At 59.4% G+C, this 24324-nt stretch carries 20 protein-coding genes; 11 read left to right on the top strand and 9 right to left on the bottom strand.

Translation table 11 applies throughout. The features are described 5' to 3' along the window. Positions 1-3 precede the first annotated feature (3 nt). From lpxD to accA, 7 genes are all read left to right on the top strand, one after another. The gene (lpxD, locus tag G5287_RS12645) at positions 4-1023 is read left to right on the top strand and encodes a UDP-3-O-(3-hydroxymyristoyl)glucosamine N-acyltransferase (RefSeq protein ID WP_219263302.1); all 1020 of its coding nucleotides are present in this window, start codon (positions 4-6) and stop codon (positions 1021-1023) included. 24 nt (positions 1024-1047) lie between these two features. Next, complete coding sequence (fabZ, locus tag G5287_RS12640; protein ID WP_005338559.1) at positions 1048-1509, top strand: 3-hydroxyacyl-ACP dehydratase FabZ; 462 nt, start codon at positions 1048-1050, stop codon at positions 1507-1509. Positions 1510-1514: 5 nt separating this feature from the next. Further along, positions 1515-2306 carry an acyl-ACP--UDP-N-acetylglucosamine O-acyltransferase gene (gene lpxA, locus G5287_RS12635; protein WP_005338557.1) on the top strand — a complete coding sequence of 264 codons (792 nt, stop codon included), beginning with the start codon at positions 1515-1517 and terminating at the stop codon, positions 2304-2306. Further along, positions 2299-3438: a lipid-A-disaccharide synthase gene (gene lpxB, locus G5287_RS12630; protein ID WP_040098041.1), complete on the top strand. Its 1140-nt coding sequence runs from the start codon at positions 2299-2301 to the stop codon at positions 3436-3438. Before lpxA ends, lpxB begins: the two co-directional genes overlap by 8 nt. 118 nt (positions 3439-3556) lie before the next feature. Further along, complete coding sequence (gene rnhB / locus G5287_RS12625) at positions 3557-4147, top strand: ribonuclease HII (RefSeq protein ID WP_042081102.1); 591 nt, start codon at positions 3557-3559, stop codon at positions 4145-4147. Between the two features lie 38 nt (positions 4148-4185). Then, entirely contained in the window at positions 4186-7665 is a 3480-nt protein-coding gene (gene dnaE, locus G5287_RS12620) for a DNA polymerase III subunit alpha (protein ID WP_421231389.1), read from the top strand. Between the two features lie 15 nt (positions 7666-7680). After that, a complete protein-coding gene (accA, locus tag G5287_RS12615; RefSeq protein ID WP_368226934.1) occupies positions 7681-8631 on the top strand; it encodes an acetyl-CoA carboxylase carboxyl transferase subunit alpha in 951 nt (316 codons plus the stop codon). 310 nt (positions 8632-8941) lie between these two features. Here the strand turns inward: accA and G5287_RS12610 are convergent, their stop codons facing one another. Both G5287_RS12610 and tal read right to left on the bottom strand, forming a co-directional pair. Then, entirely contained in the window at positions 8942-9124 is a 183-nt protein-coding gene (locus G5287_RS12610; RefSeq protein WP_005338547.1) for a DUF3545 family protein, read from the bottom strand. Between the two features lie 160 nt (positions 9125-9284). Continuing rightward, positions 9285-10235, bottom strand: a complete 951-nt coding sequence (gene tal, locus G5287_RS12605; RefSeq protein WP_139443195.1) for a transaldolase — start codon at positions 10233-10235, stop codon at positions 9285-9287. A 701-nt stretch (positions 10236-10936) separates the two neighbouring features. Here tal and G5287_RS12600 point away from each other — a divergent pair. Continuing rightward, entirely contained in the window at positions 10937-12367 is a 1431-nt protein-coding gene (locus tag G5287_RS12600) for an alanine/glycine:cation symporter family protein (protein WP_041234090.1), read from the top strand. A 62-nt stretch (positions 12368-12429) separates the two neighbouring features. Here G5287_RS12600 and G5287_RS12595 read toward each other — a convergent pair whose 3' ends face one another. From G5287_RS12595 to G5287_RS12585, 3 genes are read right to left on the bottom strand one after another with little or no spacing between them, the layout of a single operon-like run. Beyond that, the gene (locus tag G5287_RS12595) at positions 12430-14445 is read right to left on the bottom strand and encodes a transglutaminaseTgpA domain-containing protein (RefSeq protein ID WP_421231388.1); all 2016 of its coding nucleotides are present in this window, start codon (positions 14443-14445) and stop codon (positions 12430-12432) included. Then, positions 14432-15427 (bottom strand): DUF58 domain-containing protein, encoded by a 996-nt coding sequence (locus G5287_RS12590; RefSeq protein WP_421231387.1) that lies wholly within the window; start codon positions 15425-15427, stop codon positions 14432-14434. The genes G5287_RS12595 and G5287_RS12590 overlap by 14 nt, the downstream gene beginning before the upstream one ends. Continuing rightward, entirely contained in the window at positions 15427-16356 is a 930-nt protein-coding gene (locus G5287_RS12585) for an AAA family ATPase (protein ID WP_408082963.1), read from the bottom strand. The genes G5287_RS12590 and G5287_RS12585 overlap by 1 nt, the downstream gene beginning before the upstream one ends. Before the next feature lie 355 nt (positions 16357-16711). Between G5287_RS12585 and G5287_RS12580 the strand changes: the two genes are divergently transcribed. The 3 genes from G5287_RS12580 to dtpB all read left to right on the top strand — a co-directional run bounded on the left by G5287_RS12580 (position 16712) and on the right by dtpB (position 21070). Continuing rightward, positions 16712-17884 (top strand): MFS transporter, encoded by a 1173-nt coding sequence (locus G5287_RS12580; RefSeq protein WP_421231386.1) that lies wholly within the window; start codon positions 16712-16714, stop codon positions 17882-17884. A gap of 18 nt (positions 17885-17902) precedes the next feature. After that, positions 17903-18865, top strand: coding sequence for an HTH-type transcriptional regulator YidZ (gene yidZ, locus G5287_RS12575; RefSeq protein WP_139735835.1), 963 nt, complete (start codon positions 17903-17905; stop codon positions 18863-18865). Positions 18866-19564: 699 nt separating this feature from the next. Further along, positions 19565-21070 carry a dipeptide/tripeptide permease DtpB gene (gene dtpB / locus G5287_RS12570; RefSeq protein ID WP_274160236.1) on the top strand — a complete coding sequence of 502 codons (1506 nt, stop codon included), beginning with the start codon at positions 19565-19567 and terminating at the stop codon, positions 21068-21070. Between the two features lie 57 nt (positions 21071-21127). Here dtpB and ruvX read toward each other — a convergent pair whose 3' ends face one another. The 4 genes from ruvX to rsmE all read right to left on the bottom strand — a co-directional run bounded on the left by ruvX (position 21128) and on the right by rsmE (position 24228). Next, positions 21128-21550: a Holliday junction resolvase RuvX gene (gene ruvX, locus G5287_RS12565; RefSeq protein WP_005343821.1), complete on the bottom strand. Its 423-nt coding sequence runs from the start codon at positions 21548-21550 to the stop codon at positions 21128-21130. 43 nt (positions 21551-21593) lie between these two features. After that, positions 21594-22148 carry a YqgE/AlgH family protein gene (locus G5287_RS12560; RefSeq protein WP_266134113.1) on the bottom strand — a complete coding sequence of 185 codons (555 nt, stop codon included), beginning with the start codon at positions 22146-22148 and terminating at the stop codon, positions 21594-21596. Positions 22149-22349: 201 nt separating this feature from the next. Continuing rightward, positions 22350-23300 (bottom strand): glutathione synthase, encoded by a 951-nt coding sequence (gshB, locus tag G5287_RS12555; protein ID WP_159158357.1) that lies wholly within the window; start codon positions 23298-23300, stop codon positions 22350-22352. Between the two features lie 196 nt (positions 23301-23496). Beyond that, the gene (rsmE, locus tag G5287_RS12550) at positions 23497-24228 is read right to left on the bottom strand and encodes a 16S rRNA (uracil(1498)-N(3))-methyltransferase (RefSeq protein WP_421231385.1); all 732 of its coding nucleotides are present in this window, start codon (positions 24226-24228) and stop codon (positions 23497-23499) included. Between the last annotated feature and the right edge of the window lie 96 nt (positions 24229-24324).

Here is a 24324-nt window from a genome sequence, read left to right as displayed (position 1 = left end):
TTGATGGCATTCACTCTCGCACAGCTGGCCCAGCAACTGGGGGCCCAGGTCCATGGCGACGGAACCCTGGAAATCCGCAAGGTAGCGACACTGGAAAAGGCCGGGGAGGGTGAGATTACCTTCCTGTCCAACAAGAAGTACCGTTCTTATCTGGAGCAGAGCAAGGCGACCGCCGTGCTCATTACAGAAGCGGATCTGCCATTTTGTCCCACCAATGCCCTGGTGCTCAAAGACCCCTATGTGGGCTTTGCCCGGGTAGCCCAACTGCTGGACACCACCCCGCAGCCGGCCACGGATATTCATCCGAGCGCCGTCATCGCGGCTGACGTGCAACTGGGCGAGAGAGTGGCCATCGGCGCCAATGCAGTGATCGAATCCGGCGTCGTGCTGGGTGATGATGTACGCATTGGCCCGGGTTGTTTCGTTGGCAAGAACACCCGGCTGGGAGCCCGCTCCCGGCTGTGGGCCAACGTCACCCTCTATCACAATGTGACTATGGGCACCGACTGTCTGGTTCAATCCGGCACAGTGATCGGCGCCGATGGTTTCGGTTATGCCAACGAGCGTGGCGAGTGGATCAAGATCCCCCAGCTCGGCGGTGTGACCATTGGCAACCGGGTCGAGATCGGTGCCTGTACCACCATTGACCGCGGTGCGCTGGAAGATACCCGCATCGCTGACAACGTCATCATCGACAACCAATGCCAGATCGCCCACAACGTGGAGATCGGTTACGGTACCGCCGTGGCGGGCTCTACCGTGATGGCTGGTAGTCTCAAGGTCGGCAAATACTGTATCATTGGCGGCGCTTCCGTCTTTAACGGGCATATGGAGATCTGCGACCAGGCCACCGTTACCGGTATGGCCATGGTTATGCGACCCATTACCGAGCCCGGTGTCTACTCTTCCGGCATCCCTCTGCAAACCAATAAAGAGTGGCGCAAGACCGCCGCCCGGGTGATGCGTATCGAAGAGATGCACAAGCGGTTAAGCAAGCTTGAGAAGAAGCTGGATCAAGAATAATCACGATTGGTATAGGGTACTGTTTTGACTACTGAAAAGAAGAGCCTGGGTATCCAGGAAATCATGGATCTGCTGCCCCACCGTTATCCGTTTCTGATGGTGGATCGTGTAGACGACTACGAGATCAGCGATGAGCGCAAAACTCTGCGCGCCATCAAGAACGTCTCGTTCAACGAGCCGATCTTCCAGGGGCACTTCCCGGCCAAGCCGGTGTTTCCTGGCGTACTGATCCTGGAAGCGATGGCACAGGCCACCGGTATCCTGGCCTTTACCATGGTGGGCAAGCCGTCTCCCAACGAACTCTACTATTTTGCCTCAATCGACAACGCTCGCTTCAAGCGCCCGGTCGGCCCCGGTGACCAACTGGTGCTGGACGTGGAGTTCCTGAAAGAGCGTCGCGGTATTGCCAAGTTCACCGGTGTCGCCACCGTCGACGGTGAAGTGGTCTGTACCGCCGAGCTGATGTGCGCCAAACGCGAGGTTTAACACACGTGATCGACCAGACTGCCATCATTCACGATACTGCCATCGTCCATGAGTCTGCCGTGATCGGTAAAGGGGTTGAAATCGGCCCCTTTTCTGTCATCGGCGCCGAGGTGGAAATCGGTGACAACACCTGGGTAGGTTCCCATGTGGTGATCAAGGGCCCGACCAAGATTGGTCGTGGCAACAAGATCTTCCAGCACACCTCCATCGGTGAGGATTGCCAGGACAAGAAGTACGCCGGTGAGCGCACCTTCCTCGAGATTGGCGACAACAACGTCATTCGCGAGAACTGCACCTTCCACCGTGGCACCATTCAGGATCAATCCCTGACCAAGGTGGGCAGTGGCAACCTGTTCATGGTCAACGTTCACGTTGCCCACGACTGCATCATCGGTGACAACTGCATCTTCGCCAACAACGCGACCCTGGCGGGCCACGTGGTGATCGGTGACTTCGTGATCTTTGGTGGTCTCTCCGCCATTCACCAGTTCGGTCGCGTCGGTTCCCACGCCTTCGTCGGTGGCTGCGCCGCCCTGAACAAAGACGTGCCGCCTTACGTGATGGCCGCCGGCAACTACGCCAAGCCATTCGGGGTCAACTCTGAAGGTCTGCGTCGCCGCGGTTTTAGTGCGGAGGCCATCTCTGCCGTCAAGCGTGCCTACAAAGAGATCTTCCGCTCCGGCAAGACCATCGAAGAGGTGCTGCCGGTGCTGATTGAGATGGCGCAAGCCGAACCGGCCGTCCAGCTCTATGTGGACTTCCTCAAAGATAACGAGCGCGGGATCATCCGTGCCTGATCCGGTTCGTATCGGTATCGTCGCCGGAGAAGTCTCCGGCGACATTCTGGCTGCCGGTCTGGTGCGCGAGCTGCAGGCCCGCTACCCGGATGCGCAGTTTGAAGGGATCGCCGGGCCGCGGATGCAGGCCCTCGGCGTCAAGGCCCTGTTCGAGATGGAAGAGCTCTCCGTCATGGGGATCACCGAGGTGCTGGGCCGTCTGCCGCGCATCCTCAAGGTCCGTCGCGAACTGTTGCGCCACTTTATTGCCAACCCGCCCGATATCTTCATCGGCGTGGATGCACCGGATTTCAATATCGGAGTGGAGCTGAAACTGCGCCGCGCCGGTATCAAGACGGTTCACTATGTCAGCCCCTCGGTGTGGGCCTGGCGTCAGAACCGCATTCACAAGATCAAGGCCGCTACCGACATGGTGCTCGCCTTCCTGCCGTTCGAGAAAGCCTTCTACGACCGCTTCGACGCCCCTTGCCGTTTTGTCGGTCACACCATGGCGGATGATATTCCGTTGGTGCCGGATCAGGCTGCCGTGCGTCGTAATCTCGGTATCGATGCCAATCGCCGCTGGCTGGCGGTGCTGCCGGGCAGCCGAACCGCAGAAGTGGGCTTTATGTCTCCCCTGTTTCTCGAGGCGTGCAAACACCTGACGGTGCGCTATCCGGATCTCGGCTTCATCGTGCCGCTGGTCAACCAGAAACGGCGTGAGCAGTTTATGGCCATCAAGGCCGAGGTAGCACCGGGTCTCGACATGGTGCTGCTGGAAGGGCAGGGCCGCGAGGCGATGATCGCCGCTGACGTGGTGATGCTGGCCTCTGGTACCGCGGCGCTTGAAGCCATGCTGGTGAAAAAGCCGATGGTGGTGGGCTACAAGCTCAAGCCCTTCAGCTATTGGCTGGCCCAGCGACTGGTAAAGACCGAATTTGTCTCTCTGCCCAACCTGCTCGCCGGTCGCATGCTGGTGCCGGAACTCATCCAGCATGAGTGCACCCCGGAGAATCTGGTGGAAGAGGTGAGCAAGTACTTCGAGCACGACAACAGTGCGCTGGTCAACACCTTCACCGAGCTGCACCAGCTGATCCGCTGCAATGCCGACTCGCAGGCCGCCGATGCGGTGGCGGATCTGCTCGGCAGATAACGCTATTTCGGACCGTCGATTGCGCCGCGCTACCCGTTCATTCGTTTTCGAGCGGTAATGCCGCGCCAGTCGACCCCTGTCAGGCCCCACGGGGCCTGTTTTGATTCAAGGCTACAAGATGATGATCGATATTCCTGACGACAAGCTGGTTGCCGGTGTGGACGAAGTGGGCCGTGGCCCCCTGGTGGGTGACGTGGTCACCGCTGCGGTCATTCTCGATCCCGCCAATCCGATCGCGGGGCTCAACGACTCCAAGAAGCTCTCCGAGAAGAAGCGCTTCGCCCTGTTTGACGAGATCAAAGAGAAAGCGCTCGCCTGGGCCATCGGTCGCGCCACTCCGGAGGAGATCGACGAGCTCAACATCCTGCATGCCACCATGCTGGCGATGCAGCGAGCCGTGGCGGGGTTGAAGGTCACCCCCGAGCTGGTCTTTATCGATGGCAACCGCTGCCCTGCATTGCCGATGGAAGCGCGCGCCGTGGTCAAGGGCGATAGTCTGGTGGCCGCCATCAGTGCCGCTTCGATCCTCGCCAAGGTGACCCGCGACGGCGAGATGACCGAGCTGGACAGCCGCCATCCCGAGTACGGCTTTGCCCGCCACAAGGGTTACCCTACGCCTGAGCACCTCGCCATTCTGGCTGAGCGCGGCCCGTTGCCCGAATATCGCAAGAGCTTCAAACCGGTGCGCCGCGCACTGGGGATCGAGTAGACCATGCCATTTAGTTTGAGCAGCGAGAGGAGATGACGATGGCTGAACCCCGTTTTATCCACCTGCGAGTCCACTCCGACTTCTCCATGGTCGATGGCCTGCAGAAGATCAATCCCATCGTCGGGGCGGCTGCGGCCAACAACATGCCGGCGCTGGCGCTGACCGATCAGATGAACATGTGCGGTCTGGTGCGCTTCTATGGCGCAGCTCACGGCAAGGGGATCAAGCCCATCGTCGGGGCCGACTTCTGGGTGCAGAGCGATGAGCTCGGCGACGAGCAGTTCCGTCTCACCCTGCTCGCCATGGATAACGACGGCTACCAGAACATCACCCTGCTTATTTCCCGCGGTTACCAGCGCGGCCACGTGCAAGGGCGGCCGGTTATCGACAAGAGCTGGCTCGCCGAACACGCCAAGGGGGTGATCGTCCTCTCCGGTGGCCGCGAGGGGGATGTGGGCAAGTTCCTGCTCAAGGGCAACCGGCAGATGACCGAGCAGTGTGTCGCCTTCTATCAGACCCACTTCCCCGATGCCTACTACCTCGAACTGCTGCGTACCGGTCGACCCGACGAAGAGGTCTACCTGCACATGGCGGTGGCCATCGCCACCGAGTTCGAGCTGCCGGTGGTCGCCACCAACGAGGTGGTGTTCCTCAACGCCGATGACTTCGACGCCCACGAGATCCGGGTTGCCATCCACGATGGCTATACCCTGATGGACAAACGCCGTCCCCGTCGCTACAGCCCCCAGCAGTACCTGCGCAGTCAGGAGGAGATGGCCGAGCTGTTTGCCGATATCCCCGAAGCGCTGGAAAACACGGTGGAGATCGCCAAACGCTGCAACGTGACGGTGCGTCTCGGCGAGTACTTCCTGCCCAACTTCCCGACCGGCGACATGACCACCGAAGATTTTCTGGTGGCCAAATCGAAAGAGGGTCTGGAGGAGCGTCTCGAGTTCCTGTTCCCGGATCCGGCGGTGCGGGCTGAGCGTCGTCCCGAGTATGACGAGCGTCTCGATGTTGAGCTGAAAGTGATCAACCAGATGGGCTTCCCGGGTTACTTCCTCATCGTGATGGAGTTTATCCAGTGGTCCAAGGACAACGGCATCCCCGTTGGCCCGGGCCGGGGCTCGGGTGCGGGCTCTCTGGTGGCCTACGCCCTCAAGATCACTGACCTCGACCCGCTGGAATTTGACCTGCTGTTCGAACGTTTCCTGAACCCCGAGCGGGTATCCATGCCCGACTTCGACGTCGACTTCTGCATGGACAGGCGCGATGAAGTGATCGAGCACGTTTCCGATATGTATGGTCGGGAGGCGGTCTCCCAGATCATCACCTTCGGCAGCATGGCGGCCAAGGCGGTGGTGCGGGATGTGGGCCGGGTGCTGGGTCACGCCTACGGCTTTGTCGATCGTATCTCCAAGCTGATCCCGCCGGATCCGGGCATGACGCTTGCCAAGGCATTCGAGGCTGAGCCCAAGCTGCCCGAACTCTACGAGCAGGATGAGGAGGTCAAAGACCTCATCGACATGGCTCGTCGCCTCGAAGGGGTGGTGCGCAACGCCGGTAAACACGCCGGTGGCGTAGTGATCGCACCCACCAAGATCACCGACTTTGCGCCGCTCTACTGCGATGACGAAGGCCATCACCCGGTCACCCAGTTCGACAAGAACGACGTGGAGTACGCCGGTCTGGTGAAGTTCGACTTCCTGGGTCTGCGAACGCTCACCATCATCGACTGGGCGCTCGGCATGATAAACCCGCGTCTTGCCAAAGAGGGCAAGCCGCCGGTGGACATTGCCGCCATCCCCATCGATGACAAGAAGTCGTTTGACCTGCTGCAGCGCTACGAGACCACAGCGGTATTCCAGCTCGAATCCCGCGGCATGAAGGATCTCATCAAGCGGCTGCGCCCCGACTGCTTCGAAGATATGATCGCACTGGTGGCCCTGTTCCGACCGGGCCCGCTCCAGTCAGGCATGGTGGATAACTTCATCGACCGCAAGCACGGTAATGAAGCGATCTCCTATCCGGACGAAAAGTGGCAGCACGAGAGCCTGAAACCGATTCTGGAACCGACCTACGGCATCATCCTCTATCAGGAGCAGGTGATGCAGATCGCCCAGACCCTGGCGGGTTATACCCTGGGTGGCGCGGATATGCTGCGCCGGGCGATGGGTAAGAAAAAGCCCGAGGAGATGGCCAAGCAGCGAGCCGGTTTCGAGGAGGGTGCCGTCAAGAATGGCGTCGACGGCGAACTGGCGATGAAGATCTTCGATCTGGTGGAGAAGTTTGCGGGCTACGGCTTCAACAAATCCCACTCTGCCGCCTATGCGCTGGTCTCCTACCAGACCCTCTGGCTCAAGACCCACTTCCCGGCCGAGTTTATGGCGGCGGTGATGACCGCCGATATGGACAACACCGACAAGATCGTGACCCTGGTGGACGAGTGCCAGCGGATGGGGCTCACCGTGATCCCGCCGGATGTGAACACCGGCCGCTATCGCTTCAGCGTCAACGAAGACGGTCATATCGTCTACGGCATAGGGGCGGTGAAAGGGGTGGGTGAAGGCCCCATCGATGCGATCTTGAGCGCCCGGGATCAGGACGGCCCGTTCCGCGATCTGTTCGACTTCTGCAACCGGGTCGATATCAAGAAGCTCAACAAGCGGGTGATGGAGAAGCTGATCCTCTCCGGCGCCATGGATCGGCTCGGCCCCCACCGCGCCGCCCTGATGGCGACGCTGGAGGAGGCGATGCGGGCCGCCGAGCAGCACGCCAAGGCGCAGGCGGTGGGGCAGGTCGACATGTTCGGCGTGCTTACCGAAGAGATTGACGACGTCAAGAAGGCGTTTGCCAATGTGCCGCACTGGCCTGACAAGGTGTGGTTGGAAGGGGAGCGCGAGACCCTCGGACTCTATCTCACCGGCCACCCCATCAACCAGTACAGCAGCGAATTGCGTCGTTATACCTCGGGTCGCCTGTGCGATCTGCATCCCACCTCCCGCGATACCGTAACCACGGCGGCGGGGCTGGTGATTGCGGCCCGCAGCATGGTGACCAAGCGTGGCAACAAGATGGGGATCTTCACCCTGGACGACCGTTCCGGTCGCCTCGATGTGACCCTGTTCAGTGAAGCGCTGGAAAAATATGAAGAATTGATGCAAAAAGACCGCATTTTGGTGGTTTCTGGACAGGTCAGCTTTGATGACTTCTCCGGTGGCCTTAAAATGTCGGCTCGAGAATTACTGGATATCAACGATGCGAGGGAGCGTTTTGCCAGAGCAATCCGCATCTCCCTCGATGAACAGCGTATCGATGATCGCTTTTTTCCGCGTTTGTGCGAGATTTTGGAGCCCGCCCGTGCCGGAGTCTGTCCGGTTCAGGTAAACTATCGTCGCCCCGGTTCCCGGGTGCGATTGACGCTCGGTACCGAGTGGCGGGTGACACCCACCGATCAACTGTTAGATGACTTGCGCGTCCTGCTTGGACGAGAGCGGGTCGAGTTGGTTTTTGATTAGAGGTTCTAAGGCCCTATGAGTCTTTTTCTGGATTTTGAACAGCCGATTGCCGAGTTGCAGGCGCAGATTGATGAGCTCAAACATGTGAGTGAAGGCAATCACGCCGTGGATCTGAAAGACGAGATCCGCCGGCTGGAGAAGAAAAACGAAGAGCTGACCAAGAAGATCTTCGGTGATCTGGGGGCCTGGCAGGTATCCCAGATGGCGCGTCATCCCCAGCGCCCCTACACCCTCGATTATATCGAGCATATCTTCACCGATTTCGACGAGCTGGCTGGCGATCGTGCCTATGCCGATGACAAGGCTATCGTCGGGGGCATCGCCCGTCTCGACGGCGAGCCTGTGATGGTGATTGGTCACCAGAAGGGTCGCGAGACCAAAGAGAAGATCAAGCGAAACTTCGGCATGCCGCGTCCGGAAGGATACCGCAAGGCCCTGCGTCTGATGGAGATGGCCGAACGCTTCAAGATGCCGATCATCACCTTTATCGACACCCCGGGCGCTTACCCTGGCGTCGGTGCCGAAGAGCGTGGCCAGTCCGAGGCGATTGCCCGCAACCTGAAAGTGATGGCCGGTCTGACCGTGCCGGTGGTCTGCACCGTGATCGGTGAGGGTGGCTCCGGTGGTGCGTTGGCAATCGGGGTGGGTGACCGCGTCAACATGCTGCAGTACTCCACCTACTCCGTCATCTCGCCTGAAGGGTGTGCCTCCATCCTGTGGAAGAGTGCTGACAAAGCTTCTGTGGCTGCCGAAGCGATGGGGATCACTGCCCAGCGTCTGAAAGAGCTCAAGCTGATCGACCATGTGATCGACGAGCCCCTCGGTGGTGCCCATCGCGATGTGGAGAAGATGGCCAAAAACCTCAAGGCCCGCATCAAGCAGGATCTGGACGCCCTGCGTCCGCTCGATACCGAGCAACTGCTGGAGCAGCGTTACCAGCGTCTGCTGGGCTACGGCTACTGCTAAGCGCAGCCGTCAATCCCGAGTATTCAGGCCCCTGTCATCGACGGGGGTTTTTATTGCTGATGACTTGTCTTGCGGTGATTGCCCCAACGCGCCCTGAAACGGCGCTGCTCACTCTTCGCGGGTGAGGGGCAGGGTTGGTATGCCACGCTGTTGGTGAGGGCTGTCAGGGACTGTGGCAACCCGTTGTCTGTCGCCTGCCCGCTGCATCCTGCGGCATCGCTAGCGATGGCATGATAAGCCACGTGATCATCCGATTGCGGCATAAAAAAGCGCCCCGGCTGTGCGGAGCGCTTTTACAGGTGTCTGGCGATTACAGTTCAATCTCGTCTGTAAGACCTTCATAGGCGATATCGATGGATTGCAGCTCCTTCTGCAGGCGATGTTTGTCTTTCAACGCCTCGATTTCACGCCATTTACGTTTTTTTCCCGTTGTCCCGCGGCTACGCGAACCGAGTTCAACCACCTCGTCATAATCGAAGTTGAACATTTCCATGGCTCCCTCCTTGGTTTTTATCGTTTTCACCACCCGTATAACATAACGAATCTGAAATTAAAACGTTTTCGTGACGACTCTATGACAGCGCTAAAAAAGCCCATGAAAAAAAACCGGGCCCCTTGGTAGGGGCCCGGTTTTTATTAGAAAAAAGAACTGATTACAGGCGGCTTGCCAGCATGGTTTCCAGCTTGCCCTGGTCGATGGCGAACATGCGGATGCCTTCGCCCAGCTTCTCGTGAGCCATGGCGTCCTGGTTCAGTTCCCAGCGGAATTCGGCTTCGGTCATCGGGGTCGGTTTGGCCTTGCGCTCACCGGTGTAGTCCAGTTTGCGTACCACGGCGCCTTCGGTCTTGCTCAGCTCTTCCAGCAGAGCCGGGCCAATGGTCAGGCGGTCGCAGCCGGCCAGTTCCAGGATCTCGCCGGTATTGCGGAAGCTGGCGCCCATCACCACGGTCGGGTAGTCGTGCTGCTTGTAGTAGTTGTAGATGGAGGTGACAGAGACCACGCCCGGATCTTCGCTGGCGGTGTAGTCACGGTTGTGCTTGGCCTTGTACCAGTCGAGGATGCGGCCTACGAACGGGGAGATCAGGAAGGCACCGGCTTCGGCACAGGCACGGGCCTGGGCGAAGGAGAACAGCAGGGTCAGGTTGCACTGGATGCCCTCTTTCTCCAGTACCTCGGCGGCACGGATCCCTTCCCAGGTGGAGGCCAGCTTGATCAGAATGCGGTCGTTGCTGATACCCGCTTCGTTGTAGAGACGGATCAGCTTGCGCGCCTTGGCGATGCTGGCTTCGGTATCGAAGGAGAGACGAGCATCCACTTCGGTGGAGATACGGCCCGGAACGATCTTCAGCACTTCCAGACCGATATTGACGGCCAGCTTGTCGCCCGCGTCGATGATTTGCTGTGCCTTGTCCTGGCTCTGGGCTTTGGCCCATTTGATGGCGTCTTCGATCAGCGGAGCGTACTCGGGGATCTCGGAGGCCTTCAGAACCAGAGAGGGGTTGGTGGTGGCATCGATGGGCTGATAGCGTTTGATGGCTTCGATATCACCGGTGTCGGCAACAACAGTGGTCAGGGCTTTCAGCTGGGTTAATTTATCGGCCATAGCGAATATCATCTCTTAATGAGGGAGTAATCCCTGGGTTGCGGGCTTGAGACGGTGGTTCTGAAATAAAATTACAGGATCTTGGTGCCTCAGGCTCAGAAAAGCGCGATGGGGGCGGCCCATCGTCATTGCCTGCCTAATTAATACTGATGTGCTGCATCCTGCAATAGGGGCGCTTGGTTGTTAAACATTCAGGCTGTTGAGTCATCCCGTTTTATGGCGTGAAACTATATGATTAGTAAGGTTTTTTACATTTCCTCCCGACCTCGCTCCGGTTTGCTTTCAGCTGAACTTTTTTAGCCAATATCCATATTTGTGTCGTCGATCACATAAATTATCTCGCTACGTACTTGAAATTTAATTACAGCGAAAACGTTTGGCGAAATGTCTCCGTTTGAAAGCCATTTCATGCAAGCGTTTGCGTTTTCGGATAGCTCATCAGGGATATATCAAAATGGTTCTCTTATGGGGCTTAATGGTGGCCTGTCTGATTGAATTATTGAGTTTGTTGAAAGTTTGCGATTTAAATGGAGCTTTATGGGCTTTTACCGTTCGTTTTTTGTGTCTCGCGTGACCGGGATCACTATTCCGGGCTCTCCCGCTGTGCTAGATTCCGCCCCTTTAGCGAAACGCTAATTAAACGACAGACAGAAAACGGTCAGCGCAGACTGGCCATGGATGTGAATAACAACGAGAGAATTATGGACACCTTGATTGCGATGCTAAACGACCTGATGTGGGGAGCCGTGCTCATCTACCTGCTCATCGGGGTCGGTATCTTTTTCACCTTCCGCCTGGGTTTTATCCAGATCCGTCACTTTGGCCACATGTTTTCCGTGCTGAAAAACAGCCGTAAATCGGACAACGCAGGCATCTCCTCCTTCCAGGCCCTCTGTACCAGCCTTGCCGCCCGAGTCGGCACCGGCAACCTGGCCGGTGTGGCTGTCGCTATCTATCTGGGTGGCCCCGGCGCCATCTTCTGGATGTGGCTGATTGCCTTTATCGGCATGGCGACCGCCTTCGTCGAAAGCACCCTGGCCCAGCTCTACAAGGTCAAGGATGAGGATGGCAACTACCGTGGTGGCCCGGCCTACTACATGGAGAAAGGCCTTGGCATGCGCTGGATGGGGGTGGTCTTCTCGCTCTGCCTGATCCTGGCGTTTGGTCTGGTGTTCAACGCGGTGCAGGCCAACTCCATCAGTCTGGCGATGAAGGTGGCGTTTGGCATTCCTGACTGGGTCAGCGGTCTGGCGCTGGTGGCACTCTCCGGCCTGATTATCTTCGGCGGCATTCGTGGCATTGCCCGTTTTGCCGAGCTGGTGGTGCCCTTTATGGCGCTGGCCTACATCCTGCTGGCGCTGGTGATCGTGGCGATGAACATCACCGAGTTGCCCCATGTCTTCATGCTGATCATCAAGTCTGCCTTCGGGATTGAGCAGGCAGGCTCGGGTGCGCTGGGTTATGCCATCTCCCAGGCGATGATCAACGGTATCAAGCGCGGTCTCTTCTCCAACGAGGCGGGCATGGGCTCTGCGCCCAACGCCGCGGCGACAGCCACTCCCTATCCGCCGCACCCGGCCTCCCAGGGTTATGTGCAGATGCTGGGGGTCTTTATGGACACCATCGTAATCTGTAGCTGTACCGCCGCCATCATCCTGATGTCAGGTCAGTTTGAGCCGGGCTCCGGTGTGACCGGTGTCGAGCTGACCCAGCGTGCGCTCTCTTCCCAGATTGGCAGCGGTGGCAACATCTTTATCGCGGCAGCCATCTTCTTCTTCGCCTTCACCTCTATCGTGGCCAACTACTCCTATGCCGAAACCAATCTGGTGTTCCTCGAGCACAACCACAAGGGCGGCCTGATGCTGTTCCGGATGTTTGTGCTGGGTATGGTGATGTTCGGCTCTGTGGGCGAGTTACCCACTGTCTGGGCCATGGCGGATGTTTCCATGGGACTGATGGCCATCGTCAACCTGGTGGCTATCCTGCTGCTCTCCGGCGTCGCCATCAAGCTGGCGAAGGATTACAACGATCAGCTCAAGCTGGGCAAGGTGCCCACCTTTGATGCCAACAAGTACCCCGAGATCCGCTCCCAGCTGGAAGAGGGAATTTGGGACAATCCGACCAAAAAATAACAAGCGGTGAATCAAACCTCTTGATTAAAACCTGAAGGGGGAGCCGGTGGCTCCCCCTTCTTTTATGGCGCACTCGTTGGCTGTTGATCCCAGCGCTGGGCGAGCTGTCTGATACGCCGTTGCAACTGGCGCCAGCAGCGCCCTTGTTGCCGGTCGTTGAGGAGGGCATAACACCAGCGGCGATAGAGCCACGCACTCTTTAGCAGGGGATGGGCAAGGTCGGGGCGCAGCCGCGCCAGCCGCTCGCACCATGCTCCCATGCTCTCGGCAGGCTCTGGGGAATAGCCGCTGCGTTTGCCCCGTTTGAGCAGGGGTTGCCAGATGCGCCGCTCTGGCGGCAGACGGGCGGGCAACAGCAGGGGCAAGCTCACCAGCAGGGCGACCAGCATCAGGCTGGCGAGGATCAACCAGGGAGTGTATCCCGCCAGTGCAGGCCAGCGCAGACCGATTTGCTGCCAGAGCTGGCCCGCATCGTAACCAATCACCCAGCGACTCCACTGGTAGTCGATATTGTTCCCCCACCAGCGCAGCTGATTGAGCAGGGCCCAGTTGCGATAACGCTGCAGAGCGAGAGGGTCGGCGGCGGTAAACTCGTCGCTCAGGGCCTCCCTCACGCCGCCTTCAATGCGCTCCGGTGCCACTGCCGCAGTGGGGTCGATTCGCCGCCATGTTCCTCCTTCATCGAGATACTCCACCCAGGCGTGAGCATCGAACTGGTGTACCGCCAGATAGTTGCCCGTGGGATTCCACTCACCGCCGAGATAACCGGTGACCAGCCGTGCCGGAATACCGGCGGCGCGCAGCACGAAAGCGGTCGCCATGGCGTAGTGGCCGCAAAAGCCGCGCCGAGTATCGAACAGGAACTCATCCACCCCGTCACCGCCAAGTCGTGGCGGTGTCAGGGTGTAGTAATAGGATTGGCTGCGAAACTGCGCGAGCAGGGCGGCGACCAGCTCTGCGCGATCCGGATAGCGCACAGCCAGCACTTGGCCATGGACGCGCGCTCTCGGGTTGCCTCCGGCTGGCAGTTGCAGGTTGCGCTGAGCGGCTTGGTGGTCGTCCTCGATCTGTGCTTCGCCGCGGCCAATGCGATAGCGGATTGCCACCTCGCCGCTCCCCTGCCGATAGAGGGTGTGAATGGGGGTGAGCAGCACTGGTCCAGTCAGAATAGTCGGTTCACTTTGGGCAAAGGCCCAGCGGTGGCGCTGGGGCTCGGCGATCACCTCGTAGCTCCCGGCGGGTAATGGACTATCTGCCAGCTGATTGCTTGCCCGTGAAGATGATGCCAGAAGGGTCAGCCCGGTCTGCACCGGCACTGTCTGCTGCCATGCTTTGACCTCGGGGCTCAGCAACCAGCGCTGACCATCGAAAACTTCTTGGCGCATCACCGGAAAATAGCGCTCGCGGACAGGGGGCTGGCCATCGGCAAAGCTGACCCGAAACGCCAGTTCCGAGGAGTTGACCAGTTCGCTGATATCGCCGGGGGCCAGCTCTTCCGAGAGGCCGGACAGGGCACGGCTGGTGGTGGGCATCTGCCAGAGGGGCGGCAGCCTTGGCAGTAGTATAAACAGGGTGATAAGCAAGGGCAGCGCCAGCAGCAGGGCGCTCCCCGCACTGCGCCAAGGCCGTTTCTGCTCGGGGACGACGGCGGTCACCAGCGCGGTCACTGCCAGCCAGAGTGCCACTGCCATCCCGGCTGTCCAGCCGATGCTTTGGCGTTGTACCAGCGCCAGCGCGATGAGGAAGAAGGCGAGCAGCAGCACCTGCTCGATATCCCGCTCGCGCCGTACCTCGATCATCTTGAGGCTATAGCCGAGCCAGAGCAGATTGATCAGGGCGGGCAGGGTGCCCAATGTGCGCCACTGCAACCCCAGCAACACCACGGTTGTGATGGCCAGCAGCGCCAACCAGCGGGCAGGCAGGGGCGGCAAGCCGCGCCACAGCATCATGGCCCGGACGCCGAGAGTGATGGCGCCCACTGCCACTACCCAGAGTTGCAACTGGGGCCAGAGCGCCGCGACCAGCAGCAGCTGTTGCAGGGCGATGAGTGGCAGCAGGCGGCGGTTATCGAGCAGCATCTGGCGTGATCTTCGGTGGTGTTGCATCGAATTGGGCCAGTGCCAGCAGGCAGCGCTGCACAAAGGCGGCACCGCTATCGGGCCCCAGCGTCTGGTTTGCCAGTGTCAGGGTAAAGGGGATGCCCCGCTTGCCGTAATCGGCGCACCACCAGGCCAGCACCGCCAGCCGCTGCTCCAGATCCCCGCCCGCGACCCGCTGCAAGGTGAGGTGAGTCTCATCCTGCTGCGGTTCATGGAACTGCTTGGTCAGCAGGCCGCGCCCTTGGGCAAGTTGCTTCCAAGCGACCCGGCTCAGTGGTTCACCGGCCTGATGTGTCCGCAGAGAGTCAAAGTCACCGAGAGTGGCCGGAGCGGGCTGGCCCTGATGCCCCTCGCTTTCGGTCGCATGTTCCCCTCTTAGCGCCCCGAACGCCGGTTTGGGGGCGAGCCAGCCCTCCAACTGCAAGTCCAGCAGGGACCAGCAGCGAAACAGACCGAGGGGGTAGCGGCTCTCGACCCGCAATCGGCCAAGGGGCAGTGGCCCACGGCGCGAGCCCGATACTGGCAGGATAACTGTGCTGGGCACAGCGTCGGCCTGTGCCAGCCAGAGGGTGCCTTCGTTGAGGCTAAACCGGAGCGCCTGCACCGGGCGAGGGCTCTGCACCAAGATACGGATCGGCAGCTGGCTACCCGCTTCCCCCAGTACCAGCTGGCCACCCAGCAGTTCCAGCCCCAGCAGGTTGCGGTGGGTAAGCCACATGGCGGCCATAAACAGGCTGCCGAGGCAGTAGGCCAGCAGCAGTACCAGATTGTTCTGGTAGTTGGTGCCGAGCAGATAGATGACGAGCAGCACCAGCAGATAGAGCAGCCCCATGCGGGTAGGGAGAATAAAGAGGCTGCGGGTACCCAGCGTGATCTGGCGCGCCGGGGGTATACGGCGATCGAGCCAGCGCCGCTGCCACTTTTCTCTCTTTTGCCGCCAGCGGGTGAGCAAGGCGCTCATCAGGGATTGTCCGGATCGACCCGGGCCAGCAGCCGCTGGCTCAGGGGACAGGCTTCGCCGTGCTGTACGCCAAAGCTGCCCCGCAGCCGATGCTCGGCCACATAGGGGAAGACCGCCTGCACATCCTCTACCGTGACAAAGCGCCGCCCGGCTACCATCGCCCAGGCCCGGCTCACCGCCAGCAAGGTCTGGGCTGCCCGAGGGGAGAGGGGCTGTGGCAGATCCCCATCAAAGCGGCTCTGGTGCACTAGCGCCAGCAGGTAGTCGAGGGTGGCATCGGAAACATGGATGGCATCCCCTTCGCTTTGCAAGGTGGCGAGTCCGGCAGCATCCAGCATGGCGGGCAAAGGGCCCGTCGGCTGGTGGCCGCGCAGTAGCTGGCGTTCCGCCTCTCGCGGCGGAAAACCCAAAGAGAGTCGCACGGCGAAGCGGTCGAGTTGGGATTCCGGCAGTGGATAGGTGCCCGCCTGATCCGCCGGATTCTGGGTGGCGATGACGAAAAACGGATCGGGGAGTGGGTGCGTGTGGCCCTCGATGCTCACCTTGCCTTCGGCCATCGCCTCCAGCAGGGCGCTCTGTACTTTGGGGCTGGCGCGGTTGATCTCGTCCGCCAGCAACACCTGGGTGAAGATGGGGCCGGGGTGAAAGCGAAATGTTTGTTGCTGGGGGTCAAAAATCTGAAGCCCCAGCAGGTCGGCGGGGAGCAGATCGGCGGTGAACTGCATCCGCCTGCATGCCAGCCCCAGCACCTGCGCCAGGGCGTGGGCCAGGGTGGTTTTGCCCATGCCGGGCAGATCTTCGATCAGCAAATGACCGCGCGCCAGCAGGGTCACCAGCGCGATTTTCAGCTGTAGCGGCTTGCCCAGAATGACTTGCTCCAGTGCCGCCAGCAGCCCGGCAATCTGCTCTTCTCTCTTCATTCCCTTCATACACATTCCCTGTATTGCGTCGCACCTACAGCTTATACGCCCGCAAGGGCGAAGGCAGATAACAGACGGGCGGTAAAGTGCAGCGCAGGGATGGTAATGAGCGGGAGGTGACCCGGTTTATTGCTGAGTCTGCTTGATTCAATATGGCCGCTATGGCACGTAACTCAATACAATATTTCCTGATTGGAATGTACCGATCGCCATCTCTTCACTAGGTGAGAGCGGTGGGCGCCCATATAGTTGCCCCATTGCGACGCGCTGCGTTGCTAGCTTTGTCACCACCTTTGCCCCGCCATTGTTCGCCTGTCACTGTGATCTGGCAGGCATCGGCACGCCAATCTGTTATGGAGCGTTCATGCCTGTATTCCTGTTGTGCACTTTTCTGATGATCATTCTCTATCCGGTCGGGATCGATCTCTATCTGGTCGCTGTGCCCCAGATTGCCGATACCCTGCAGGCGAGCGAGGCGCAGATCCACACCGCCTTCTCTATCTATCTGTTTGGCATGGCAGCGACCGTGCTACTGGGGGGGATGATTGCCGATCACTTCGGGCGGCGCTGGGTGGTGCTCGGGGGCGCGCTGATTTTTGTCCTCGCCTCGCTGGTGGCAGGCAATGCGGAGGGGATTGGCCAGTTCTATTTCGGCCGTTTCTGGCAGGGAGTCGGGGCGGGGGCGCTCTATATCATGACCTTTACCGTGCTGCGGGATGTGCTGAGTGAGGAGCGGTTGGCGATGGCGCTCTCGATGATTAACGGGGTGATCTGCGTGATCCCGGTGCTGGCGCCGGTGCTCGGTTACCTCATCCTGTCCCATTTTGACTGGCGCGGGATCTTCGTGGCGATGGCGCTGGTGGCTGCCGTCAGCGGTCTGGTGAATTTGTTGCTGCTCAAGGAGACCCGTCCGGCCCGGCAACCGGGGAGTGGCGCTGCGCTGCCCTTTGCCCTGCTGCGCTCGCCGCGCTTTATGCTGCTCTCCCTGCTGAGCAGTGCCAGCGTGACCTCCATTCTGGTCTATGTCAGCGTCTCGCCGCTGATCCTGATGAAGGAGTTTGGTTTCACCACCGAGCAGTATTCTATCGTGATGATGGTGATGGCCGGGGTGAGCATGTCTACCTCCTTCCTGACGCCCCTGCTGTTGCGCTGGCTGGGCAAAAAGAAGGTGCTGGCGGTGGCTCATCTCTCCTATCTGCTGGCGGCCTGCTCACTGATCGGCAGCTGGCAGGCGGGGGGCGATATCCATCTGTTGCTGTCGGGGTTTGCGCTGGTCTGTGTCGGGTTCTCCTGTGGCTTCGGGGTGGCGATGGGGGAGGCGCTCGATGGTTGTCAGCACAATGTGGCCTTTGCCAGCGCGGTGCTCTGCATCATGCAGATCAGCCTCTCCGGCCTCTACATCTGGCTGCTGGGTCAACTTGGCTTTGCCCCGACCGAGATGCTGATCTGCGCCTTGCTGCTGGCACTGCTCAGTTACCTGGCTGTCAAAGGGCTGTTACCATGGCTCGCGCTTCGTGAAGCGCAGTCGCAGGGCTGATGGAAGATGAGAGGGGATATGCGCAATCTGGGTGAACTCGATTTGAACCTGTTGGTGGTCTTCAAGTACCTGATGCAGGAGCGCAGTGTGGCAGGGGCGGCCAAAAAGCTCTGTGTCACCCCGTCGGCGGTGAGCAAGTCCCTCGCCAAATTGCGGGAGTGGTTTGACGATCCCCTGTTTGTGCGGGTGCGGCAGGGATTGCAGCCCACCAACCTCTCCCTGACCCTGGAGGAGGAGCTGAAGGTCTGGTTCCAGCTCACCGACAGCATCACCTCGCTCAATAGCGAGGCGATCCCCGACGGTGCCCGCTTCACGCTGGTGATGGAGTCCCCCTTCTACATCAGCTTCCTGAGCGATCTGCCCATGACCATCTACCAGAAGTACCCCAACTCGGTGGTCAGGATGCTGGGGTGGGATCACCACTCCCTCAACGATATCGTCAATGGCGATGCGGATCTCGGCTTTTGTGCCCGCGAGACCCATGGCCGTTCCCGGGCCAAGGTCAACCGCTTGCCCTACTACATCGATCACGAGGTGCTGTTCACCGATCGCCCGGTGGTTTTTCTGCGCAAGGATCACCCCTTGCTCCAGCAGAAGTGGTCGCTGGAGAACTTTCTGGCCTGCCCCCAGATCAGCATGGTGTGGGAAGCGAACGATACCTGGGCCCTCGACAGTCTGCTGGAGGACGAGGGGCTGAAGCGGGAGGTGCCCATCATGGTCTCAAGCTTCGAGCAGGCGCTGCATATTGCCTCCCAGTCGAGCCACGAGCTGATAGCGGTGGCGCCCTCTTACTGTGGTGGTTATGCCAGTCGGCATCACGGCAATCTGATCGCCATGCCGCTGCCGCTCCCCGAGAAGCTCTACGCCCAGCTGGAGATCGCCTTCATCTTGCTGTGGCACAAGCGGCACAATCAGGATGCCAAGGTGATGTGGCTGCGCAACGAGATCCGGCGACTCTACAACGATGAATCGCCACGCTAATGTGGCCGTGACGGTGCCCATCGATCAGCCGGAGCCATCTGCTCCGGCTTTTTGTTGTCGCAGCGTCCGGATGAGTGGGCTTTTGCACGACTTAAGTGCCGAGTTCGGGTTCAACTGTGTGCCATTCAACTCTCTTTATGCACAGATTGGCCTTGGTTGCACGTCTCGAGTGAAGCTCTTTTCACGAAAAAAATTCATGTGGTTTCATTAGAAAACTTCACTGATGGTCACTTTTAAAGTGTGATCGACCATTAAGTTCCTGTATTTGCAGTGATATAGCATGACACCCCTTGGAGTGGCGGGGTTAGATAGCGCCTGCGTAGGTGACTGCCAGTAGAGCGCGGCGTGAGCCAGCCCCACAGGTCGTCTGTGGCCGTGTCATGCCCCAGCTATCTGGCCACCAGCCATGAGTGACGGAGCAGAGGGGAATAAGCAAAACCGGCTTGAGTGAAGGGATGCAGCAAAGGTAGCACCTGGAGCCGGTAACTGTACTGGGAGACGCCACTCACCATCCCCCGATAACCCGTAATTGAAACCGGCTAGATGAAAAACACCTTTCATCGAACGGGGCGTGTGCACCCGAAAATAGCCAGATTGGCAGGCTGACTGTGCTCCCCGTTATAGCAATGGCGGGCAAAAAAATAGTGCGGTAGCCACCACCAGATTAATAAAAATAAATCTCAGCAAAGGCAGGTTGATATGCGTCCAGCAACAGCACCCACAGGGTTGTTACAACAGCCCAAACCCTTCTTTATGATATTTTTCGTCGAACTCTGGGAGCGCTTCGGTTATTACGGCGTGCAGGGGATCCTGGCGGTCTTCTTTGTGCAACAACTGGGATTTTCCCAAGAGCAATCCTTTATTACCTTCGGTGCCTTCTCGGCGCTGGTATATGGCCTGATCTCGGTCGGTGGCTATGTCGGTGACCATGTGCTCGGCACCAAGCGCACCATGGTGCTGGGGGCCGTGGCGCTGGTGATAGGCTACTTTATGACCGGCCTCTCTATCTACAATCCCGACCTGATTTTCTATGCGCTGGGCACCATTGCAGTTGGTAACTGCCTGTTCAAGGCCAATCCGGCCAGCCTGCTTTCAAAATGCTACCAGCCAAAAGATCCGCGGCTGGATGGGGCTTTTACCCTGTTCTATATGTCGATCAATATCGGCTCCCTTATTTCCCTCTCGCTCGCTCCGGTGATTGCCGATCACTACGGCTATACCGTGACCTATAACCTGTGCGGGGTGGGACTGATTATTGCGCTGCTCACCTTCTTTGCCTGCCGCAATATGGTCAAGGATATTGGCTCCGAGCCGGATCACCTGCCACTGAATTACAGCAAGCTGCTGCTGGTTATATTGGGCTCGGTAGCCATGGTCTTCTTCTGCGCCTGGCTGATGCACCACGTGGTGATCGCCAACATGGTGCTGATGACGGTGACCATCGCCGTGGTGATATTCTTTTTTCGCGAGGCATTCAGGCTCGATACCGTGGGCCGCAACAAGATGTATGTGGCCTTCGTGCTGATGCTGGAGGCGGTGCTCTTCTATGTGCTGTATGCCCAGATGCCGACGTCTCTCAACTTCTTTGCCATCAACAACATGCACCACGAAATGCTGGGCATGAGCGTTAACCCGGTCAGCTTCCAGGCGCTCAACCCCTTCTGGGTGGTGGTGGGTAGCCCGGTACTCGCGATGATCTATACCCGGATGGGCAGCAAGGGGCGGGATCTCACCATGCCGCTCAAGTTCACTCTCGGGATGTTCTTCTGCTCGCTGGGCTTTCTGACGGCGGCGGCATCCGGCTGGTGGTTTGCCGATGAGCAGGGGCTGACCTCCCCCTGGTTTATGGTGCTTATCTACCTGTTCCAGAGTCTGGGCGAGCTGATGATCAGTGCGCTGGGACTGGCGATGGTCGCCGCGCTGGTGCCACAACGCCTGATGGGCTTCATTCTCGGAATGTGGTTCCTGACTCAGGCGATGGCGTCCCTGCTGGGTGGCTATGTGGCGACCTTTACCGCCGTGCCGCAAGGGATGACGGATCCGATGCAAACTTTGCCCATTTACACCGGCGTATTTGGCAAGATCGGGATGGCGACCCTGCTGATTGCGGTAGTGATGGGGCTGATGGTGCCCTGGCTGAACCGGATGATGAATGCGAACCCGACAGAGGCCGAAGGGCTGGTGCCAGGTCAGTCACAGGCGTAATGAGAGGATAGTGCGAGACAAGGCAAGGGCGGCGACCCTTGCCTTTTTGTTGATGGTTTAGTTGTACTGCTCTTCCATCCAGGCTTCGACGATCAACTGCGCCGAGACCCCGTCCACACTGCCTTTTTCCAGCGCGCGATAGCCGCCTCGCTCAAACAGGCGGGCGCGGGCATCTGTGGTGGTGAGTCGCTCATCCTTGAACTCCACCGGCTTGCCGAAGCGGCCATGCAGCCGGTTGCCGAATTTGCGGGCCCGTACCGTGATCTCCTGATCTGTGCCATCCATGTTCAGCGGCAGACCGACCACCAGCAGGTCCGGTTGCCACTCCTTGAGCAGCTTCTCAATCTCGTCCCAGTTGGGGATGCCGTCGTTGGCCTTGAGGGCGCGCAGAGGCTGGGCAGTGCCAGTCAGCTCCTGACCGATGGCGACGCCAATGCTCTTGGTGCCATAGTCAAAGCCCATGATGCTGCGTGATGACATAACTGATAAATCCTCGAAATAGAGAGCGGAGCGGGCCAGCCGATCAGCTGTGGCCGACGTCGCTGGAGAGGTGAACCGGGTTCACCCCTATGCTGGCGGCAGCTTGCTGCCAACGTTTGTGAATGGGGGTCTTGAACACCAGAGCCGGATTGGGGGGGATCACCAGCCAGGCGCCATCCACCAGCTCCTGCTCCAGCTGCCCGGCGCTCCAGCCGGCATAGCCAAGGGCCACCAGCCAATGGGCAGGGGCCTCGCTCGTACCCAGAGTTTCCAGAATATCCTTGGAGGTGGTTACCATCATCTCATCCCCCACCTGCAGGGTGGAGTTGAAACCGGGGCGGAAGCTGTGCAGCACGAAGCCGCGATCGGCGTGAACCGGCCCCCCTTGCAGTACCGGCTGCTTGAGCTCCGGGTTGTTGGGCGGATTGAGCTTGAGCTGGGTCAGCATGGTTTCCAGCGACATCTCGACCGGAATGTTGACTACCAGTCCCATGGCACCCTCTTCGTTGTGCTCGCACAGATAGACCAGCGAGCGCTCGAAGTAGGGATCCGTCAGGCTTGGCATGGCAAGCAGGAAGTGATTTTGCAGTGTTTGCATAGAGGCCAAATAGTGCAAAGGTATTTGAGGTCAATTATGGCAGTTGATCCCCATGGGAAAAACCGCTTTTTGGGCAGGGCGAGATCCTGCCCCTTTCCGGATTGCCTTTAAACAGAGAGGGTGGCGCCGGGCCACCCTCTCTGTTTCCGGGCTTGTCAGGGGCGGGTTACCCCTGAACAGGCCGGTTAGCCTGCCAGGCGATTATTTGCCCAGCCGACGCTCGATGGCATCCATCAGCATGCCGGTGATGTGTACATCGAAGGCCGCTTCAATCTCGCGAATGCAGGTCGGGCTGGTGACGTTAATCTCGGTCAGGCGATCGCCGATGATGTCGAGACCGACGAAGATGAGGCCTTTCTCTTTCAACGTCGGGCCCACCGCGCGGGCGATGGCCCAGTCGGCTTCGCTCAGGGGACGCGCTTCACCACGGCCACCGGCCGCCAGATTGCCACGGGTCTCACCTTGCGCCGGAATGCGCGCCAAGCAGTAGGGAACCGGCTCACCGTCCACCACCAACACCCGCTTGTCGCCATCCTTGATGGCGGGCAGATAGGTCTGCGCCATACAGTACTGGCTACCGTGGGCGGTCAGGGTCTCGATAATCACACCGACGTTGGCGTCATCCTCCTTCATGCGGAAGATGGAGGCGCCGCCCATGCCGTCCAGCGGTTTGAGGATGACGTCTTTGTGCTTGGCGTGGAAGGCACGCAGCTTGTCGGCGCGGCGGGTCACCAGCGTGGTCGGGGTGTGCTCGGCAAACCAGGCGGTGTAGAGCTTCTCGTTGGCGTCGCGCAGGCTCTGCGGCTTGTTGACGATAAGGCAACCCTCATCCTCGGCCCGCTCCAGCATGTAGGTGGCGTAGATAAATTCGGTGTCGAACGGCGGATCCTTTCGCATCAGGATCACATCGAGGTTGGAGAGGGGGTGATCCACCACCTCGCCCAGCGTATACCAGTCGGCATAGTCATATTTGACGGTGAGCGGGCGCATGGTGCCAAAGGCGCGACCGGCTTCCATGTAGAGATCCTTCATCTCCAGATAGAAGAGCTCATAGCCGCGCTTTTGCGCCTCTTCGAGCATGGCAAAGCTGGAATCTTTCTTGATGTTGATGGCCGAGATGGGGTCCATCACGATGCCGAGTTTAATGGTCATCCGAATATCCTTCTTGTGGCTCGATTGCGAGTGAGATTCTTAAAACCTGTTCAAAGTCTGTCACGAGAGGTCGTCAGCAAGGTAAAGAGCAGCGCAGGAACCGGAGCGTATAGACATACGTGAGCCTCTTGGTTCCACATAAGCGAGCAGCGCATGGGCCTTGATCACGACCTCGCAGTAAGACATTGGACTGGTTTCAAGCGAGATCGCCAAAGCGGCACTGCAGCGCAGTGATCGCAGTCAGGGCGGCGGTTTCGGTGCGCAGCACCCGCGGCCCCAGCAGCATCTCTTTGAAATCTTCCTGCACGGTACGGGCGATCTCGTCGCTCGACAATCCCCCTTCCGGGCCAATCAGCAGGCGCACGCCATGCTCGGGAACGGGCAGGGTGTTGATGCTGTACTCGGCGCGCGGGTGCAGGTTGAGCTTGAACTCTTTGGTCTCTTCCGCCAGCCAGGCGTCCAGCTCCATTGGCATACGCACTTCGGGCACCACGTTGCGGCCGCACTGTTCGCAGGCGCTGATCACCACCTTCTGCCACTGCTCGCGCTTCTTCTCCAGTCGATCGGCTGGCAGCTTGACGCCGCAGCGCTCGGAGAAGAGCGGGGTGATACAGGTGACGCCCAGCTCCACCGATTTCTGGATGGTGAAGTCCATCTTGTCGCCACGGCTGATCACCTGACCGAGGTGGATGGCCAGCGGTGACTCCACCGATTGGGCGTCACAACTGTCGATGGTCACGTCCACCGACTTCTTGCCGACGTTGGCGATGGTGGCGGGATATTGATTGCCATCGCCATTGAACAGCTCGAGCTGCTGGCCCGGCTGCATGCGCAGTACCCGGCCGATATGGTTGGCGCCGTCTTCCGACAGGGCGATGGTCTGGCCAACTTGCAGGGTGGCCGGTTCATAGATACGTGGAATGCGCATGGCTGCTTGTCAGTCTCTTGCTTGGAAACCCTTTATATCCTGCGGTGAGCAAGGCTCACGCGGCAGAAGGGAAGGGCTTCATGATAGGAGGGGTGA

The sequence above is a fragment of the Aeromonas sp. 603079 genome (genome assembly GCF_049172135.1).
Taxonomy (GTDB): Bacteria; Pseudomonadota; Gammaproteobacteria; order Enterobacterales; family Aeromonadaceae; genus Aeromonas; species Aeromonas veronii.
Note: the sequence above shows the minus strand (reverse complement) of the source record. Positions and strands in the feature narration are given on the sequence as shown.

Coding starts and splice junctions, on each gene's coding strand:
- ruvX (WP_005343821.1), bottom strand. CDS start 21,550: ATGTCATCACGCAGCATCATGGGCTTTGACTATGGCACCAAGAGCATT.
- lpxD (WP_219263302.1), top strand. CDS start 4: ATGGCATTCACTCTCGCACAGCTGGCCCAGCAACTGGGGGCCCAGGTC.
- G5287_RS12560 (WP_266134113.1), bottom strand. CDS start 22,148: ATGCAAACACTGCAAAATCACTTCCTGCTTGCCATGCCAAGCCTGACG.
- accA (WP_368226934.1), top strand. CDS start 7,681: ATGAGTCTTTTTCTGGATTTTGAACAGCCGATTGCCGAGTTGCAGGCG.
- gshB (WP_159158357.1), bottom strand. CDS start 23,300: ATGACCATTAAACTCGGCATCGTGATGGACCCCATCTCGGCCATCAAC.
- dtpB (WP_274160236.1), top strand. CDS start 19,565: ATGCGTCCAGCAACAGCACCCACAGGGTTGTTACAACAGCCCAAACCC.
- yidZ (WP_139735835.1), top strand. CDS start 17,903: ATGCGCAATCTGGGTGAACTCGATTTGAACCTGTTGGTGGTCTTCAAG.
- G5287_RS12580 (WP_421231386.1), top strand. CDS start 16,712: ATGCCTGTATTCCTGTTGTGCACTTTTCTGATGATCATTCTCTATCCG.
- rsmE (WP_421231385.1), bottom strand. CDS start 24,228: ATGCGCATTCCACGTATCTATGAACCGGCCACCCTGCAAGTTGGCCAG.
- G5287_RS12600 (WP_041234090.1), top strand. CDS start 10,937: ATGGACACCTTGATTGCGATGCTAAACGACCTGATGTGGGGAGCCGTG.
- G5287_RS12595 (WP_421231388.1), bottom strand. CDS start 14,445: ATGCTGCTCGATAACCGCCGCCTGCTGCCACTCATCGCCCTGCAACAG.
- G5287_RS12585 (WP_408082963.1), bottom strand. CDS start 16,356: ATGAAGGGAATGAAGAGAGAAGAGCAGATTGCCGGGCTGCTGGCGGCA.
- G5287_RS12610 (WP_005338547.1), bottom strand. CDS start 9,124: ATGGAAATGTTCAACTTCGATTATGACGAGGTGGTTGAACTCGGTTCG.
- rnhB (WP_042081102.1), top strand. CDS start 3,557: ATGATGATCGATATTCCTGACGACAAGCTGGTTGCCGGTGTGGACGAA.
- dnaE (WP_421231389.1), top strand. CDS start 4,186: ATGGCTGAACCCCGTTTTATCCACCTGCGAGTCCACTCCGACTTCTCC.
- tal (WP_139443195.1), bottom strand. CDS start 10,235: ATGGCCGATAAATTAACCCAGCTGAAAGCCCTGACCACTGTTGTTGCC.
- G5287_RS12590 (WP_421231387.1), bottom strand. CDS start 15,427: ATGAGCGCCTTGCTCACCCGCTGGCGGCAAAAGAGAGAAAAGTGGCAG.